This is a genomic window from Nocardiopsis gilva YIM 90087 (assembly GCF_002263495.1).
In the GTDB taxonomy this organism is placed as follows: Bacteria; Actinomycetota; Actinomycetes; order Streptosporangiales; family Streptosporangiaceae; genus Nocardiopsis_C; species Nocardiopsis_C gilva.
Window position 1 is genome coordinate 3,838,946 of the sequence record NZ_CP022753.1, and the last position, 15,995, is coordinate 3,854,940.

General features: G+C 71.9%; 16 protein-coding genes and 1 pseudogene. 5 read left to right on the forward strand and 12 right to left on the reverse strand.

The features are described from left to right. Positions 1–5 precede the first annotated feature (5 nt). Genes CDO52_RS17425 through CDO52_RS17440 form a run of 4 tightly spaced genes read right to left on the reverse strand, consistent with a single transcriptional unit; the run spans position 6 to position 3,361 of the window. Positions 6–749 (reverse strand): SCO1664 family protein, encoded by a 744-nt coding sequence (locus CDO52_RS17425; RefSeq protein ID WP_094932535.1) that lies wholly within the window; start codon positions 747–749, stop codon positions 6–8. 18 nt (positions 750–767) lie between these two features. Beyond that, a complete protein-coding gene (locus CDO52_RS17430) occupies positions 768–1,352 on the reverse strand; it encodes a DUF3090 domain-containing protein (RefSeq protein ID WP_017618004.1) in 585 nt (194 codons plus the stop codon). Between the two features lie 25 nt (positions 1,353–1,377). Then, on the reverse strand, positions 1,378–2,136 hold the full coding sequence (locus CDO52_RS17435; RefSeq protein ID WP_017618005.1) for an MSMEG_4193 family putative phosphomutase: 759 nt from the start codon (positions 2,134–2,136) through the stop codon (positions 1,378–1,380). A gap of 58 nt (positions 2,137–2,194) precedes the next feature. After that, on the reverse strand, positions 2,195–3,361 hold the full coding sequence (locus tag CDO52_RS17440) for an undecaprenyl-diphosphate phosphatase (RefSeq protein ID WP_017618006.1): 1,167 nt from the start codon (positions 3,359–3,361) through the stop codon (positions 2,195–2,197). A 317-nt stretch (positions 3,362–3,678) separates the two neighbouring features. Between CDO52_RS17440 and CDO52_RS17445 the strand changes: the two genes are divergently transcribed. Both CDO52_RS17445 and CDO52_RS29270 read left to right on the forward strand, forming a co-directional pair. Further along, the gene (locus CDO52_RS17445) at positions 3,679–4,638 is read left to right on the forward strand and encodes an aldo/keto reductase (RefSeq protein WP_198345749.1); all 960 of its coding nucleotides are present in this window, start codon (positions 3,679–3,681) and stop codon (positions 4,636–4,638) included. A gap of 324 nt (positions 4,639–4,962) precedes the next feature. Further along, positions 4,963–5,139: pseudogene (locus tag CDO52_RS29270) on the forward strand (helix-hairpin-helix domain-containing protein); the annotation flags it as partial. On the opposite strand, the gene CDO52_RS29275 reads toward CDO52_RS29270, so the two are convergent. Further along, positions 5,125–5,847, reverse strand: a complete 723-nt coding sequence (locus CDO52_RS29275) for a hypothetical protein (RefSeq protein WP_332459826.1) — start codon at positions 5,845–5,847, stop codon at positions 5,125–5,127. The pseudogene CDO52_RS29270 and the gene CDO52_RS29275 sit on opposite strands and share 15 nt — an antisense overlap. Here CDO52_RS29275 and CDO52_RS29280 point away from each other — a divergent pair. Further along, positions 5,837–6,694: a hypothetical protein gene (locus tag CDO52_RS29280; protein WP_332459827.1), complete on the forward strand. Its 858-nt coding sequence runs from the start codon at positions 5,837–5,839 to the stop codon at positions 6,692–6,694. The two genes, CDO52_RS29275 and CDO52_RS29280, sit on opposite strands and share 11 nt — an antisense overlap. Before the next feature lie 21 nt (positions 6,695–6,715). Here CDO52_RS29280 and CDO52_RS17455 read toward each other — a convergent pair whose 3' ends face one another. Next, positions 6,716–7,483, reverse strand: coding sequence for a DUF4389 domain-containing protein (locus CDO52_RS17455; RefSeq protein WP_017618010.1), 768 nt, complete (start codon positions 7,481–7,483; stop codon positions 6,716–6,718). 176 nt (positions 7,484–7,659) lie between these two features. Then, a complete protein-coding gene (locus CDO52_RS17460; protein WP_017618011.1) occupies positions 7,660–8,523 on the reverse strand; it encodes a helix-turn-helix transcriptional regulator in 864 nt (287 codons plus the stop codon). A 136-nt stretch (positions 8,524–8,659) separates the two neighbouring features. Here CDO52_RS17460 and CDO52_RS17465 point away from each other — a divergent pair, with 136 nt between their 5' ends. Beyond that, positions 8,660–10,300: an AMP-binding protein gene (locus tag CDO52_RS17465; RefSeq protein ID WP_094932536.1), complete on the forward strand. Its 1,641-nt coding sequence runs from the start codon at positions 8,660–8,662 to the stop codon at positions 10,298–10,300. A gap of 106 nt (positions 10,301–10,406) precedes the next feature. On the opposite strand, the gene CDO52_RS17470 is transcribed toward CDO52_RS17465, so the two are convergent. From CDO52_RS17470 to fabG, 3 genes are all read right to left on the reverse strand, one after another. Beyond that, entirely contained in the window at positions 10,407–11,168 is a 762-nt protein-coding gene (locus tag CDO52_RS17470; protein WP_017618013.1) for an SDR family NAD(P)-dependent oxidoreductase, read from the reverse strand. Positions 11,169–11,277: 109 nt separating this feature from the next. After that, a complete protein-coding gene (fabI, locus tag CDO52_RS17475; protein ID WP_017618014.1) occupies positions 11,278–12,042 on the reverse strand; it encodes an enoyl-ACP reductase FabI in 765 nt (254 codons plus the stop codon). A gap of 97 nt (positions 12,043–12,139) precedes the next feature. After that, positions 12,140–12,844, reverse strand: coding sequence for a 3-oxoacyl-[acyl-carrier-protein] reductase (gene fabG / locus CDO52_RS17480; RefSeq protein ID WP_017618015.1), 705 nt, complete (start codon positions 12,842–12,844; stop codon positions 12,140–12,142). 267 nt (positions 12,845–13,111) lie between these two features. Here fabG and CDO52_RS17485 point away from each other — a divergent pair, with 267 nt between their 5' ends. Next, positions 13,112–14,149, forward strand: a complete 1,038-nt coding sequence (locus CDO52_RS17485; protein WP_094932537.1) for a glutathione S-transferase family protein — start codon at positions 13,112–13,114, stop codon at positions 14,147–14,149. Here CDO52_RS17485 and CDO52_RS17490 read toward each other — a convergent pair. Beyond that, a complete protein-coding gene (locus tag CDO52_RS17490; RefSeq protein ID WP_232524240.1) occupies positions 14,127–15,155 on the reverse strand; it encodes a phosphotransferase family protein in 1,029 nt (342 codons plus the stop codon). The two genes, CDO52_RS17485 and CDO52_RS17490, sit on opposite strands and share 23 nt — an antisense overlap. Positions 15,156–15,264: 109 nt before the next feature. Further along, positions 15,265–15,933, reverse strand: coding sequence for a TetR/AcrR family transcriptional regulator (locus CDO52_RS17495; protein ID WP_017618018.1), 669 nt, complete (start codon positions 15,931–15,933; stop codon positions 15,265–15,267). Positions 15,934–15,995: the final 62 nt, after the last annotated feature.

Below are 15,995 nucleotides of genomic sequence, written 5' to 3' on the forward strand. Positions count from 1 at the left end.
CCGCGTCACACCGGCGGCCAGGGGACCGAGGGCCACTCCGGCGAGGGGTAGGGGTGGATGCGGTGCTCGCGCAGCAGCTCGACGCGGCGGCGCACCGCGTATCCCTCTGGGCGGGTGAGGTGCCGCGCGAGTTCGGTCGAAACGGTGCTGTCCGGCGCGGTCAGCTGGGCGTGCAGGGACTCCAGGGCGGCCAGGGACTCCGCGGTCAGCGGCTCGCCCTGCCACTGCCACAGCACCGTGCGCAGCTTGTAGTCCTCGGCGAACGAGACCCCGTGGTCGCAGCCGTACAGGTGACCGTCGCGCGTGGGCAGCAGGTGGCCGATCTTGCGGTCGGAGTTGTTGATGACCGCGTCGAACACGGCCATCCGGCGCAGCCCCGGGTGCCGCACGTCGCGGGCCAGGTCGATCAGGTCGACCTCCGGGTCGCCATCGACCCACAGCTGCACCATGCCCTCGCCGAACGGGCCGTCGCGGTGCACGGTGGGCGGGACGATGTCCCAGCCCAGGGCGTCGGAGACGGCGAACGCGGCGACCTCCCGCCCGGCGAGCGTGCCCTCGGGGAAGTCCCACAGTGGGCGCTCCCCGGCGACGGGCTTGTAGACGCAGGGGGCGCTGCGCCCGCCCGCGGTGATGGTGCAGTAGAGGGTGGCGTTGGACGCGGTGGTGAGCCGCCCCTCGGCGACCAGGTCCCCCGAGCGCAGCAGATCCAGGGCGTCGGTCACCGGCAGCCCCTGGAACGACGCGGTCATACGTGCTCGTCCCGCCCGTCAGCGCCCGGAGGGCTTGTACCCGTTCTGCCGCGGGCAGATGTGGCCCCCCGGGTCGAGCGGGCCGCCGCACAGCGGGCAGTTGGGCCGCCCCGCGGCCACGACGCGCATCGCCCGTCCGGCGAAGGCCCGCGCCGCGGCCGGGGTGAGGTGGACGCGCAGCACGTCGCGGGTGGCGGGCGCCTCTTCCGCGAAGACCTCGATCTGCTCGGCGACGGGGTCCTCCACCCCCTCCTCCGTCTCCTCGACCTCCTGGGCCTCGACGATGACGCGGCCGGCGTCGGCGTCCCAGGCCAGGGCGAGCGTCCCCACCCGGAAGTCCTCCTCGATGGGCTGCTCAAGCGGGTCGTCGTCGATGTCCTCGGGCGCGGGCGGGGTGTCGCCCGGCTGGTCCCCGAAGCGCCGCCGTACCTCTTCGAGCAGCTCCTCGATGCGTTCGGCCAGGGCCGATACCTGAGCCTTCTCCAGCACCACGCTGGTGATCCGGCCGCCGCCGGTGGCCTGCAAAAAGAAGGTGCGCTCCCCCGGTCGGCCGACGGTTCCGGCCACGAAGCGCTCGGGGGGATCGTAAGAGTAGACGGGCATGGTCAATAACCCTAGAGGATGGGGGTCACCGGCGTGATCCGCGACTCGGGTCATCGGACCGGCCGGATCCGGCCGGTCCCGCTCCGCCGCCGACGGCCGCGTCGCCGGAGGCGTCCGAGGGGCGCGGCACCAGGCCGTCGACCGAACCTCCGACGTCGTTCAGGCGCACCAGGAAGGGCCGGGTGGGGGTGTAGCGGATGGCGGTCAGCGAGCACGGGTCGGGGACGATGCGCTGGAAGTGGTCGAGGTGGAGGCCGAGGGCGTCGGCGACGATCGCCTTGATGATGTCGCCGTGGGTGCACACGAGGTAGACGGGTGCGGGATGGGCCGCGGTGAGCCGGTCGTTCCAGTCACGCACCGCCGCGACCGCCCGCGACGCCATCCCGACCAGGGTCTCCCCACCCGGGAAGCGGGCGGCGCTGGGGTGGCTCTGCACGACCCGCCACTGGGGCTCGCGGGCCAGGTCGTCGAACTCGCGGCCGGTCCACTGCCCGTAGTCGCACTCCAGGAACCGGTCGTCCGGCGTGACCGGCGTGCCCACGGTGTCGGCGATCACCTCCGCGGTCTCACGGCAGCGCTCCAGCGGGCTGGAGACGACGGCGTCCAGCCGCAGCGGGGCGAGCCGGTCGGCGACATCCTTGGCCTGGGCGCGCCCCCGCTCGTCGAGGTGCAGGCCGGGTGCGCGCCCCGCGAGGCGGCTGCCCGTCACCTCGGTCAGGCCGTGGCGGACGAGCAGCAGGGTGGCGACGGATTCGGGCGGCGTTGGCTGCGCAGTGCTCCCCATGGTGGGTCAGCATAGGGGCCCCGCTCGCCGATTCGCCCGCCGGCCGCCGCCCGAGCGGTCACCCCGTCGGCGCGGGCTGCCCCTCCTGCGGGGCGCCCTGCTGCCCTTCCTGCTGGCCGTGGACGACCTTGGGGTCGTAGGGCTGGCCGGTGTAGGGGTCGATGGGCAGGCCGCTGTTCGGGTCGATCTGCACGAGCTCGCCGGTGACGGGGTCCTTGTGCTGTCCGGTCTCCGGGTCGCGCGCCAGGCCGGTCTCGGGGTCGATGGGCCAGCCGGTCTCCGGGTCGACGGACGCCGACGGCGAGGGCGAAGGCGACGGAGTGGGCTCCGGCGTTGGCTCGGCGCCGGGATGGGAGGTCTGCTCCTCGGCGATGACCTCCTTCTTCGGGTTCTCCGTGGGGGCGCCATGCGGGTCCAGCACGCCGAAGCTGACCAACGTGAGGACGAGGATGCCCAGCCCCACGCGGTAGTAGACGAAGGGCATGAAGCTGTGGGTGGAGATGAACCGCATCAGCCAGGCGATGACGGCGAAGCCGACCACGCCCGCCACGACCGTGCCGACGATCGTGGCCAGCACGCCCGCGTACTCGTCGCCGCCGATGTCGGTCAGCTTGTACAGGCCGGCGCCGAACACGGCCGGGAGGGCGAGCAGGAAGGAGTACTCGGCGGCGTCCTTGCGCTTGAAGCCCAGCAGCATCCCGCCGGTCAGGGTGCCGCCCGAGCGCGAGACGCCGGGGATGAGCGCGAGCGCCTGGAAGAGGCCGTAGGTGATGCCCCGCTGGGCGTTGAGGTCGGTCAGCTCGCGGTGCTTGCGGGTGTAGCGGTCGGTCACACCCAGGATCACCCCGAAGATGATCAGGGTCAGCGCGATGAGCCGCAGGTCGCGGAAGACGCTGTCGATCTGCTCTTCGAGCAGGAGCCCCAGGACGACGATGGGGATCGTGCCGATGATGACGTACCACCCCATGCGCGCGTTGATGTCGCGTCGCAGGTCCTTGTTGACCAGGGAGCGGAACCAGGTGGAGAGGATCGTCCAGATGCGCTTCCGGAAGTAGATGAGGACCGCGAGCTCGGTACCCAGCTGACTCACGGCGGTGAAGGCGGCGCCGGGATCGGGCCATCCGAACAGCGCGGAGGCCACCCGCAGGTGGCCACTGGACGAGATCGGCAGGAATTCGGTCAGTCCCTGGACCAGCCCAAGGATGATGGCCTCAAGAATGCTCACGACGGACTCGTCTCCAACAACATGCGGACTCCACGGCGCCGCTCGGGCAGGGCCCGTGGACCTGAAGGGGCGGTGCGCCGACTGGACGCGGCGCGGGCAGACGTGGGCAGCTTACTCAAGGTCGGACGCACTGATCGACGTCGGTCCGAAGGGCCCTCCCGCCGGATTCGGGCTGCCGACGGACCGCAGTAGGACCGGGCCACGAGGGGGCGTGAGGGGCGAGGGAGCCCCGCGAGGGGCTGTGACGTGCGGCCACCATCGGCCCTTCCCGGAGCGGATCACAGCCGATCGGGACGCGAGACGGTACTCTCCGCGCCATGGAACAGCGACAGGCGGGCGGGTCGGGGCTCTGGGTGTCACGCACTGCTCTGGGCACTATGACCTGGGGAAAAGACACCTCAGAGGAGGAGGCCGGCGACCAGCTCACCGCCTTTGTGGATGCCGGTGGGACGTTGGTCGACACGGCCGATATCTACACCGGCGGGCACAGCGAACGCATCATCGGACGGCTGCTCACCGGGGTCATCCGGCGCGATGACGTGATCATCGCCACCAAGGCCGGGCACACACCCGAGGGCTACCGGCCGTGCGACACCTCGCGGCGCCATCTGCTGGCGTCACTGGACGCCTCCCTGCGCCGCCTGCGCACCGACTACATCGACCTGTGGCAGCTGCACGTCCACGACCCCGACACGCCGCCGGCCGAGACCCTCGCGGCGATGGACACCGCCGTGTCCTCGGGCAAGGTGCGCTACATCGGCGTCGGCGGGCTGGCCGCCTGGCAGTTCGCCACCTATGCCACCTGGCAGCAGGCCGCCCCCGGCGGTGGCCGCGCCCCCGTGGTCACCACCGGGACGGAGTACTCGCTGCTCAACCGGGGGGCCGAGCATGACCTGCTGCCCGCCGCGATCGACCGCGGCGCGGGGCTGATCGCCTGGTCGGCGCTGGGGCGCGGGGTGCTGAGCGCGAAGTACCGCAACGGTGTCCCGGAGGGGTCGCGCGCGGCGCTGCCGCACATGGCCGCGTACGTCGACCCGTACCTGGACGAGCGCAGCCGCCGCATCGTCGAGTCCGTGTGCACGGCGGCCGACGGGCTCGGGGTGTCGCCCCTCGCCGTGGCCCTGAGCTGGGTGCGCGACCGGCCGGGCGTGACCGCGGCCGTCGTCGGCCCGCGCACCGCCGCCCAGCTCGACGACGTGCTCGCCGCCGAAGACGTCGAGCTGCCCCGGGAGATCCGGGAGGCGCTCGACGACGCGTCCTCGGCTCCACTGCGATAGCGGCGCGCCCGATGCAGGGGCGCGGGAACCGTTCACCGAGTCTTGATCCATCGGGGGTTCCGCACGGATTCGGTCATCGCCTGGGGATTTCGGCGCGTGTCGGCGTGCCCGGCGGATGTCCCCGGGGTGTCCCCGGTGGGTCGGGGCTGGTTGTCCACAGCGCCCGTCGCCGCGACCGGACCCTGGGGGTGTTCTCGCTAAGCTCCCAGGGGACGAGTGACCACCGTTCCGCAGAGAGGAACATCCCCGATGTCCGAGGCGCCGATCGCGGCGGGATCCGAGGGCGGCGACGCCGCAGAGCGCACGCGGGCCGTGCTGGCGCGCATGGGCGCGCCGGAAGCGCTGGCGGAGCCCCTGGTGGCCGCTCTGGGGCCGGGCGCCCCCACCGAGCTCGCCGCGGACCCGTGGCGGCTGCTGGCGCTCCCCCAGGTCACCCTGGAGCAGGCCGACTACTGCGCCCGCCGGGCGCTCGGGGAGACCACCGTCTCACCCGACGACCCGCGCCGCGGCCGGGCCGTCGTCGCTCACCTGCTGCGCCGCGCCGCGCACGAGGGGCACACCGCCATCGAGGAGCGGCGCCTGGCGCGGGCGGTGCGATCGATGGGGATCCGCTCCCCCGAACCCGCCATGACGGCCGCCCTCGACGACGGCGAGGTCATGGCCTTCGAGGTCTTCCCGGACGACAGCGACCCCTTCGGCGAGGGCGGGGAGGTCGCGGAAATGCCCGACCCCGAGCTCTACTACGGCCTGGCGCGGGTCGGCCTGGCCGAGCAGGACCTGGGTGAGGGGCTGGCTCGGCTCTCGGGCACCAGCGAACCCATCATGGACTCCGCGACCGCCGCCGAAACGGTCGAGGCCACGGCGGAGCGGCTGGGGATCGAGGTCGCCCCGGAGACCGCCGCCGCGCTGGTCACGGTGGCGCTGCGCGGTGTGTGCGTACTGCCGCACGGCGCGGGGGCGCGCGCGAGCGGAGTCGTGGCGCACGTTCTGGCGTGCGCCGCCGACATCGCGGCCGACAGCGAGGTCGGCATCGCCCTCGCCGCGCCCACCGCGCAGGCCGCCGCCGGGTTCACCACCCAGCTGGCCGGTCTGGGCGCGGGGACGCGGCCGCCGAGGTCGTGCCGCTGGGCGGCTGCTGGAGTGCCGCGGCCCGGGCCTGTTCGGGCGCGGGGCCGAGCGACCCATCGACGCCGGACTGGTGGTCGTCACCGACGCCATGGCGCTCGACGTCGAGCATGCGGCGGCACTGGTCGAGGCCTGCGCCGACGGAACCCACCTGGTCCTGCTCGCCGACCCCGCCGAGGCTCCCTCGGCCGGGCCGGGGCAGGTGGCCGCCGACCTGGTCGCGTCCCGCACGGTGGCCGTGGCGGAACTGCCGGCCGCGGCGAAGCCCGGACCGCTCGACGAGCTGGCCGCGCGCGTCGCGGGCGGGGAGCTGGGCGAGGTGTCGGCTCCGGAGCGGGAGGTCGTGGTCGTCCCCGCGGGCTCCGGCGAGGAGGCGGCGCACCGGGCGCTGCAGCTCATCACTGATTCGATCCCGCGAGCCCTGAGCGTCCCGGCCGCCGAGACCCAGATCGTCGCGGCCACGCGCGGCGGCGAGGCGGGCACGGACGCGCTCAACGCCGCCTGCAAAGCCCACTTCAACGCCGGACCGGGGGTCTACAACGGCGTGGATCCGGGCGACCGCGTGCTGCTCGCGGCCGACGGTCCGGGCTACGCCGCGGGCGATGTCGGCTATCTGCGCGAGGGCGCGGACGGCGGGCTCACTGTGGAGCTCCCGGACGGCACGTCGGCCGCGGTCGCCGACGCCGCGCACCTGCGCCCAGGCTGGGCCGTCACCGTGGCGGCGGCGCACGGCGGGCACTGGCCCGCCGTCATCGCGGTGTTCGGCCCGGAGACCCGCGGGTCGCGTCCTCAGGTCTACACGGCCGGCACGCGCTCGCTTCGGCACCTGTCGATCGTGCACGCGGCCGGCCCCGCCCTCGCCCAGGCCGTCCGGGAGACCCCGTCCATCCCCCGGCACACCCGCCTGGTGCAGATCCTTCGTGAGGGGTGAGGGGCGGCCGCGTGCGGCTTCCTACGCGATCCCGCCTCCGGCCACGGGCATGTCGTCGCCGCTGCTGGACGGTGGGGCGGGCGGCGGGGCCGGCTGGTTCGGGTCGCGACCGCCCAGGTCGATGCGGAACGGCGGGTAGTGGTCGGTCATCAGAGACACGTAGGCGCCCACGCGCCAGGACCACCGGTTCATGCCCATGACGAAGTCGAAGATCCCCCGCGGGTAGCCGCCGGTGAACAGCAGAACGATGGCCACGAAGAAGACCAGGACGTAAAGCAGGCCCGGGAGGACCGGGACGAAGATGTACTCGCCGGAGTTTCCCGTCCAGGTGTCGTAGAACTCGTCCTTGCGCACCGCGTACGACCCGGCGCCGGTGAAGAACCCCAGCACGATGAAGTGCGGGATGGCCAGCAGCCACCACTTGACGAGGACGAGTCCGCGCGAAAGCCGCTCGGGGTAGGCCACATCGAATTGTGCGGGGTAGTCGTCGACCGTGGCGAGGGTGAACGGCGGATACCGGTCCGTGCCCAGTGCCGAATAGGTGTAGAAGTGCACGCGCCAGCTCCACCGCATCACGCCCACGTTGAACCGGAAGATGGGCTCCGGATAGCGGGCGGTAATGAGGATGGCGAAGAACACGATCACCGTCAGGATCGCGAACGCGATCCACAGGAAGAACAGCACGATGAGGTGCGGGATGACCAGGATCCACTTGAACAGCCAAAGCCATCGCGATACCGCGTCGAGCCGCCCCTCGACCCGCACCGGATAATCCGCCGCGTCCACCATTACGTCCACCCCCGGAATCCTCGTCCAAAGCCTTCAGGGACGGATACCCAGAAGGGTAATCGCGTATTCACGCGGACACTAAAGAGAATCCATTGACTACGACAATTCCCGCAAAATCAGGGCCATTGCGAAATACACAATTCGCGCCAATTCGGGTGAAAGGTGGACGCAGAAGTTCAGGGCAGCATCCCCTGGCGGCGCGCCGCACTCACCGCTTCCAGCCGCGTGTGCGCGCCCAGCCTGCGCATGGCCGAACGCAGATAGCTCTTCACCGTCTCCGGCCGCAGCCCCAGCTGCTCGGCGATCCCGGCGTTGGTGCAGCCGAGCGCGGCACACGACAGCACGTCCAGCTCGCGCGGGGACAGCTCGGGCGCGTCCCGCCGCGGGCCCCGCGCGTCGGCGGCGCAGCCCATTCGCGAGCTGATGTCCAGCAGCCGTGCCTGGAGGTCGGCGTCGGCCACGCGTCCGGCCAGTGAGCGCAGCTCCGCGTTGAGCGCCCTGATCTCCTCCCAGTGGGAGGCTGAGGCGGCGGCCCGTGACTGTTCGGCCCGTGCCCGCTGGAGGTCGAGCAGGCGCCGCTGCGCCTCGTCGCGTACCACGATCTCCTGCTCGACGCCGCGCGCGGCCGCGTGGACCGCCGCGATGGCGCGGTCGCCGATCGGCAGGGTCTGGCGCAGTCCGCCGAGCAGGAGGCCGCGCGGCTGATCGCGCACCACCACGGGGACCGCGATGATCGCGCCGAGCTTCTCGGCGCGGACGGCGGCGTCGTACTCGTGGCTGATCGCCGCGGCCGCGATGTAGTCGCGCACCCAGGCCGGGCGGCGGGTGGCGAGGCTCTTGCCGCCCAGCCCGCGCCCCGGTTCGACGACCAGGCCGCGAATGGCGTCGGTGACGGTGCCGGTCAACTCGGTGTAGCGGACGCGTCCCCCGGACGCCGCGGCACCGCCGAAGACCACGGGCAACCCGCTGTCGCGGCGCAGGCGGGGCAGGGCCGCGCGGATCTCCGCGAGGTCATCGCCGTGGGATGCGAGGGCATGCATACCGATCCCCGTTCGGGTGCGGTCGGTCGCGCCCCCACCCCCATCCGGGGGTGGGGAGACGCGGGTCACATCGCCCACGATCGTACTGCGTCCCCCCGACGCCGAGCGAACGTGATCCAACCGAAGGACGACGACCATGGCTCAGCATCTCGCGTCGTATGCCAGCGGCGCCTCCCCCCAGCCGCTGCTGGGCGACACCATCGGGGAGAACCTGGACCGGACGGTGGCGACGTTCCCGAGCAGAGAGGCGCTCGTGGACCTGCCCTCGGGCCGACGGTGGACCTACGCGCAGTTCGCCGCGGCCGTCGACGACGTGGCGCTCGGCCTGCTCGCGATGGGGATCGAGCACGGCGACCGGGTGGGGATCTGGTCCCCCAACCGGCCGGAGTGGTCGCTGGTGCAGTACGCGACCGCCAAGATCGGCGCGATCATGGTGAACATCAACCCCGCCTACCGCTCGCACGAGCTGGAGTACGTGCTCGACCACGCGGGGGTGCGGCTCCTGGTGTCGGCCCAGCGGCACAAGACCAGCGACTACCGCCGGATGGCCGAGCAGAGCCGGGAGCGCTGCCCCGCGCTGCGCGACGTCGTCTACCTCGACGACCCGAGCTGGGACCTGCTGCTGGACCTGGGCGCCGGTATGCAGCCGGAGCGGCTGGCCGAGCGCGCCGCCGGGCTGTCCTGCGACGACCCGATCAACATCCAGTACACGTCGGGGACGACCGGTTTCCCCAAGGGCGCCACGCTGTCGCACCACAACATCCTCAACAACGGCTACTTCGTGGGCGAGCTCCTGGGCTACACCGAGCACGACCGCGTCTGCCTGCCAGTGCCCTTGTACCACTGCTTCGGCATGGTCATGGGCAACCTCGCGATCACCAGTCACGGCGCCTGCGCGATCATCCCGGCGCCGTCCTTCGAACCGGCCGCCACCCTGCACGCGATCGCCACCGAGCGAGCCACCTCGCTGTACGGGGTGCCGACGATGTTCATCGCCGAGCTGGGGCTGGCCGACTTCGCCGACTACGACCTCTCCAGCCTGCGCACCGGCATCATGGCCGGCTCGCCCTGCCCCGAGGAGATCATGAAGCGGGTCATGTCGGAGATGCACATGCCCGAGGTCGCCATCTGCTACGGGATGACCGAGACGTCGCCGGTGTCTACGATGACCCGGGTCAACGACGACCTGGAGCGCCGGACGGCGACGGTGGGCCGGGTGATGCCGCACGTGGAGATCAAGGTCGTCGACCCGGCCACCGGGGTCACCGTGCCCCGGGGCGAGCCCGGCGAGCTGTGCACACGCGGGTACTCGGTGATGACGGGGTACTGGGAGGAACCGGAGAGGACCGCCGAGGCCGTCGACACCGGGCGCTGGATGCACACCGGCGACCTGGCGGTGATGCGCGAGGACGGCTACGCGGCCATCGTCGGCCGCATCAAGGACATGATCATCCGGGGCGGGGAGAACATCTACCCCCGCGAGATCGAGGAGTTCCTCTACACCCACCCCCAGATCTCCGACGTCCAGGTCGTCGGGGTCCCCGACGAGAAGTACGGCGAGGAGATCCTGGCCTGCGTCATCCCCCGCGACCCCGCTGACGCGCCCACCCGCGACGAGGTCGCCGAATTCTGCCGCGACCGGCTCGCGCACTACAAGATCCCGCGCTATGTGCGGGTGGTGGAGTCGTTCCCGATGACGGTGAGCGGCAAGGTCCGCAAGGTGGAGATGCGGGCCCGGGCCGCCGAGGAGCTGGGGCTGGTGGCGGCCGCCCGATGATCCCATCCCCGCGGGACGGCGCGCCCGCGGGTGGATGAAGACCAGCGTGGCGTCGGCCCGTGATGCTCTGCCCCCCACGGACCGGCGCCGCGCTGCCGCACGCGTGCTACACGCGGTCGAGAAAGCCGCCGTCGACGACGAGGTTCGCGCCGGTGATGAAGCTCGCCGCCGGACTGCCCAGGTAGGCGACGGCGCGGGCGACCTCCTCGGGGCGGCCCAGCCGCCCGTAGGGGATCCGGGCGCGGATGCTCTCGTAGAAGTCCGGGTCGTTGTGCTTGCGGCGGTCCCAGCCGCCGCCCGGGAACTCGATGGGGCCGGGCGAGACGGTGTTCACCCGCACGCCCGTTTCCGCCAGGGATCGGGCCAGTGCGGACGCGTAGTGGTTGAGCGCCGCCTTGACCGCCCCGTAGGCCTTGGGCCCGGAGGGCGCGCTGGCGTGGAGCGCCGAGGTGGTGGAGATGAGCACCACCGACCCGCCGCGCTCGGAGGCGGCCAGGTGCGGCTCGGCCTCCTCGGCCATCCGCACGAACGGCAGGATGTCGGTGGTCAGCCCGCGCTCCCACTGGTCGGGGGTGGCCGAGCTGCCGCCGGAGACGTTGGACACCAGCACGTCGATGCCGCCGAGCCGGTCGGCCGCCTGGGCGATGAAGCCGCGCAGCGCCTCCTCGTCGGCCACGTCGACCGCCTGGTCCACGACCGTCCGGCCGGTGCCCCGGAGCTCCTCGGCGGCGCGTTTCAGGGGCTCGGCCGACCGGGCGCAGATGGCGAGGTCGGCCCCCTCGTCGGCGAAGGTCTGGGCGATGGCGCGGCCGATGCCCCGGCTCGCCCCGGTGACGACGACCCTGGCTCCCTGGAGTCCGAGATCCATTCCGGTGTGTCCTCTCTGGTGTGGCTGGGGCCCGTCCCCCAACGCGGTCGCGGGCGTCCCCTGGAATCCAGGGGACGCCCGCGATGATCACGAATGGGGGATTCTCACCTTACGCCCCTGTGGAGTGGAACCCGCCGTCGACGTGGACGATCTCGCCGGTCGTGGCGGGGAACCAGTCGGACAGCAGCGCCACGACGGCGCGCGCGGCCGGCTCGGGGTCGGAGGTGTCCCAGCCGAGCGGGGCGCGCTCGGGCCAGTGCCCGGCGAGCTCGTCGAAGCCGGGGATGCTGCGCGCGGCCATGGTGCGCAGCGGCCCGGCGGAGACGAGGTTGACCCGGATCTTCTGCTCGCCGAGGTAGCGGGCGAGGTAGCGGGCGGTGGAGGTGAGCCCGGACTTGGCGACGCCCATCCAGTCGTAGACGGGGTAGGAGACGCTGTTGTCGAAGTCCATGGCGACCACGGAGCCGCCGTCGGACATCAGCGGCAGCACCGCGGTGGTCAGCGACTTCAGCGAGAACGTGGAGGTGTGCATCGCGGTGGCGACGTCCTCCCACGCGGTGTCGAGGAAGTTGCCGCCCAGGGCGCCCTGGGGGGTGAAGCCGATGGAGTGGACGATGCCGTCGATGCCGTCGACGTGCTTGCGGATCCGGTCGGCGAGGCTGTTGAGGTGGTCCTCGTCGGTGACGTCGAGTTCGAGCACGGGCGCGGCCTCGGGGAGCCGCTGCGCGATGCGCTCGACGAGGCTCAGGCGGCCGTAGCCGGTGAGCACGACCGTGGCGCCCTGCTCCTGGCAGAGGCGGGCGACGTGGAAGGCGATCGAGGAGTCGGTGATCACCCCGGTGACGAGGATGCGCTTGCCCTCAAGAATTCCCATTGGAGTCTTCAATCCTGTTCTGCGTTCGCGCGGGTAACCGGGGGGACCGCGGCGCGAGGGCGCCGCCCGGTGCTGGTCGGGTCAGCTGACGGTCGGGTCAGTGGCCCATGCCGAGGCCGCCGTCGACGGGGATGACGGCGCCGGTGATGTAGGCGGCGTCCTCGCTGCTGAGGAAGCGCACCGTCTTGGCGATCTCCTCGACCGATCCGTACCGGGCCAGCGGCACGTTCTTCTTGATCTCGGTCTGCCGCTCCTCGGGCAGCTCCGCGGTCATGTCGGTCTCGATGAAGCCCGGGGCCACGACGTTCACGGTGATGTTGCGGGACCCGAGTTCGCGGGCGAGGGAGCGGCCGAAGCCGACGAGTCCGGCCTTGGAGGCCGCGTAGTTGGCCTGGCCGCCGGAGCCGAGGAGGCCCACCACGGAGGAGATGAGGATGATCCGGCCGCCGCGCTTGCGCATCATGCCGCGCACGGCGCGCTTGGCGACGCGGAACGCCCCGGTGAGGTTGGTGTCCAGGACCGAGGAGAAGTCCTCCTCGCTCATCAGGGCGAGCAGCTGGTCCTTGGTGACGCCCGCGTTGGCCACCAGGACCTCGACCGGGCCGTATGTGTCCTCGACCTGCTTGAACGCGGCGTCGACCGCGGCGGTGTCGGTGATGTCGCAGTGGACGCCGAACAGGCCCTCCGGTGGCTCGCCCGAGCGGTAGGTGACGGCGACGTCGTCGCCGGCCGTGGCGAGCTCACGGGCGATGGCCAGGCCGATCCCCCGGCTGCCGCCGGTGACCAGTGCCGTGCGGGACATAACGTGAACTACCTCCGAATGCGCTGATGAGCGCGGTGACAACCATGTCAGAACGGACAGCAGCGTATCCACCTACCCGGCGGTAGCGGAATCGAGGCGGCGAAACCGCGTCCCGGATGCCCCCGATAGGCACTTTGTCCTCGGCAAAACCGCGGGTCAAGATCGGTTTCGATCGCGTCAGGAGGCGGTTGGGCGGGTACAGAGCAGACGTGCCGGTCTACGGCAGACGCACCCGGGTACCCGCCGCCCGCAGCATGGGGAGGACCCATGAAGACCATCACCACCGCATCACCCGTCGACTTCGACGCCTATGGCGACTACGGCACGTCCATGACCAGCTCGAAGGCGGCGGCCTTCGAGCGCCCTCCCTACACCTTCCGGGGCCGGATCGGTTCCAACCGCTTCCCCGCCGAGGCCCACCGGTACCACCTCTACGCCTCCTACGCCTGCCCCTGGGCGCAGCGCGCGCTCATCGTCCGCAAGCTCAAGGGCCTGGAGGACGTCATTTCGGTCGGCATCGTCGACCCGATCCGGGACGGCCGGGGCTGGGCGTTTCGCGAGGGTCCGGGGCACGGGCCCGACACCGTCGGCCACTTCGCCCTGCTGCGCGACGTCTATGAGTCCTCCCGGCCCGGCTACGACGGCCACGTGTCGGTCCCGGTGCTGTGGGACACCTTCACCCGCCGCATCGTGAGCAACAACTTCCCCGACATCACGATGGACTTCAACACCTGCTTCAACGCCTGGGCGCGCAACCGCGTCGAGCTGTACCCGCCCGGGATGCGGTCGGACATCGACACGCTCAACCGCAGGATCTACTCCACCGTCAACAACGGGGTCTACCGGTGCGGCTTCGCGCCCACCCAGGCCGCCTACGACACCGCGGTCAGCGAGCTGTTCGCGACCCTCGACGACCTGGAGGAGCGGCTGTCCAGCCGCCGCTACCTGTTCGGCGACCACATCACCGAGGCCGACGTGCGGCTGTGGGTGACCCTGGTGCGGTTCGACGTCGTCTACGTGACGCACTTCAAGACCAACGTGCGGCGGCTGGTCGACTACCCGCACCTGTGGGGCTACACGCGCGACCTCTACTCCGAGCCGGCGTTCCGCGAGACCACCGACTTCGACCACATCAAGCGGCACTACTACGTCACGCACAGCCAGCTCAACCCTCGGCGGATCGTCCCGGCCGGACCGCTGCTGGACTTCAGTGCCCCGCACGACCGCGCACACCTGAGCGAACGCGACCCGCACGCCCAGCTCATCCGCCCGGGCGACATCGTCAGTCCGCGCCAAGGCGGGTGAGGCCGACCTCGATGAGGTGGGGGACGGCGTCGCCGATCCGGTCGAAGTCCTCCCCCACCGTCTGCCCCTGGCCGAAGCGGTAGTGGATCCCTTCGAGGATGACGGCGACCTTGAAGTAGGCGAACCCGACGTACCAGTCGAGGTGGGAGACGTCGCGCCCGGAGCGGCGGGCGTAGCGCTCGACGATCTCGTCACCGCCGGGGTAGCCCGGGGCCCGGTGCGCGTCGCTGACACCAGGGACGTCGGGGAGGTCGGCGTCGCTGTAGACGATGAGCAGCGCCAGGTCGGTGAGGGGGTCGCCGAGGGTGGACATCTCCCAGTCGAGCACGGCGGTGATGCCGTCGGAGGCGTCGACGAGGAGGTTGTCCAGCCGGAAGTCGCCGTGGACGACGGTCGGCGCGGGCGAGGCGGGAACCGCCGCCGTGAGCCGGTCCTGCAGCTCGTCGATGCCGGGGAGGTCGCGGCTCCGTGAGGCGGCCAGCTGCGCGGCCCACCGGCGCAGCTGGCGCTCGATGAAGCCGTCCGGACGGCCGAAGTCGGCCAGACCGACCGCGGCGGGGTCGACGGCGTGCAGGTCGACCAGGGTGTCGATCATCGCCAGGGCGATGGCGCGGGTGCGCCCTGCCCCCAGCTGGGCGAGGTGGTGGGCCGCGCGGTGGGGCGTGCCCTCGACGTGGTCCATGACGTAGAAGCGTGCCCCGATCACCTCGGGGTCGTCGCAGTACAGCACGGTGCCGGGTACCGGGACCGGGGTCGGGGCCAGTGCCGTGATCACGCGGTGCTCGCGGGCCATGTCGTGGGCGGTCGGCAGCACGTGGCCCAGCGGAGGACGGCGCACCACCCAGCGCCGGCGCCCGTCGCTGACGTCATAGGTGAGATTCGAGCGGCCTCCGGCGATCAGCGCCGCGCTCAGGTCGCCTTGGACCAGGCCGGGCCGCTCGGCGTCGAGGTAGGAGCGCAGCCGTGCCGGGTCCAGCCCCGGAGGATTCGTCGCATCCGTGCCCACTCTCGGCCCTCCCGCCATTCGACACCATAAAGAGCGACCAACATACCATCCGGTCGGTATCTCACTCCGAGCGGTGGGCACCGCCCGGCCGCCGCCGCGCACCGGAGTCTCAGCCAGCGGCCGGGGGGCCGCCCGCGCACGGGAGCAGTTCGCGCAGCAGCACGTCGAATTCGTCGGCCGTCGGGGCAGGGTCACAGAGCAGCGCGCGCAGGAGCAGCCCCTCGTAGGCGCCGACGAAGAGGCGGATCCGGACCGGGTCCGTGGTGAACCGGCGGGCGAAGGCCGCGAGGACCTCCTTCCACTGCTCGGTGGACTCGCGCAGGTCCAGGCGGCGGGCGGCGAGCAGGCACAGTTCGAACTCGGCGAGCAGATGGCCGCGTCCGGGGGCGGCCACGATCCCGGCCATCTGCTCGGCGAGCGCACGCCGGACGTCGAGCAGGTCCCCGCCCCGCGCGGTGATCCGCCGGAGCCGCTCGCAGTCCTCCTCCATGGAGACCGCCAGCGCGGCGGTCAGCATGTCGTCGACGCCGCTGAAGTAGTAGGTAGTCGCTGTGGTGGGCAGATTCGCCTCGCGGGCGACGGTGCGGTGCGTGACACCGGAGGCCCCATCCCGCTCGACCACGCGCAGCGTCGCCTCGATCAACGCGCGCCGGCGCCGTTCGCCCTTGGCCCGGCGGCCGTCGGTCGTGGACATGGTCAGCGCCTCTCTCCCCTCGCGTTCGCGGTGGTCGCTGACGCCCGCGACCGTGCGGATACACGCGCACGCGCGGGTGTCCACGGCGACAATACCCCGCTACCTCTCTGGCTCCGCCGGACGCGGGGGCAAACGGCGGCCGACCA